At 34.3% G+C, this 1,313-nt stretch carries 1 protein-coding gene; it reads right to left on the bottom strand.

Going from position 1 to position 1,313, the window contains the following annotated elements:
* Window positions 1–62: 62 nt before the first annotated feature.
* Window positions 63–1,313: leucine-rich repeat domain-containing protein (locus RH85_RS22990; RefSeq protein WP_006712451.1), on the bottom strand; the 1,251-nt coding region annotated here is incomplete at its 5' end.

Here is a 1,313-nt window from a genome sequence, read left to right as displayed (position 1 = left end):
TAGAATGCGTGATAGGCCGCTAACGACCTATCATTACAACGTAATACGACCAAATAGAATATCTATCGAACCACTCTCACGAACTGATCGACGCCTACTTCATCTTTGACTAATTTCTTATTATTTTTTAAGTTTAGAGAGCGAACATTATTATTACGAACAACAAGAACAATAAGGTTTATATTTTTACTCACATCGATTTCAGACAGTCGATTATCATTTACAAACAATTTTTTTAGCACCATTAAGTTTGAAACATCAATCTCAGTTAAGAAATTATCGCCTAGATAAACAGTTTCTAGCGAGTGTAGATTATTAATGTCGATGTACTTAAACTTATTACCCCACATCACCATGTACTCAATATTTTCAACACCGCTAAAATCAATTTTTTCTAGAAGATTTCCGGCAAGTTGCAGGGTTTTCAATTCAGGGTTCCAACCAAATTTAACATCACGAATAGCATTTCTCGTCGCAGTAAAATCAATCAATCTATTCGCTCTGAGATCTGCTTCCTGAATGTAATTCGCATAAACATTTATCTTTTTAAGGTTCTGTAAATATTCAATGCCTGCAATCGATTTAATTTTCTTTGAGGTACAGGCTAACTGAACCACATTCGCTACTTTTTCGTGTCCACTATCTAGAATACACTGCTTAAAGTTTTCATCCTCAAAGGGTACGTCTTTAACCCATTCATATCGTGTTAACTTGAGCTCGGTAGGATGCGAAAACGTCACATTTTTGAGTTTTACATTACTATTTTCTAAATTAATCAACGCAATATCATTACCGGCAGTCCGCAGGTAAACTAATTTTTTGTTCGCAGAAATATCGATGTTATTGAGATTATTATTCTCGACATCAAGAAGTTCCAAATCAGCCAGTTTAGATATATCCAAGTAATTCAATTGATTTCCAGCTACTTCAAGATTTGTTACTGGTAGACTGGACAATCCTTTAACATCTTCAAGTTTATTATCATTCAACTTGATTCGTTTCAATTCAGCATTATTCGAAAGATCAATGCTCTCTAACGAATTGTTAGTAATTTCAATTAAATCCAAACGTTTAAGGTTGGATATATCGATATTACTCAACTCTCCATTATTGACCTTTAGCGTATATAAGTAACTGTCTACAGGAAAGACAAGACTAGCTAATTTTGTGTTAGTCGCACTAAAGCCATTCAGGTATTTATTTTGCGAAAGATCAGCGGTGGTCAACTCGCTATCGTGTATTTCTAGTGAAAATAAATTAGTGAGACGCTCAATGCCGGCAAGCGAGGTGATATTATAGTCACAAACTAAGAA

Source organism: Vibrio ichthyoenteri ATCC 700023 (genome assembly GCF_000222605.1).
GTDB lineage: Bacteria > Pseudomonadota > Gammaproteobacteria > Enterobacterales > Vibrionaceae > Vibrio > Vibrio ichthyoenteri.
Note: the sequence above shows the minus strand (reverse complement) of the source record. Positions and strands in the feature narration are given on the sequence as shown.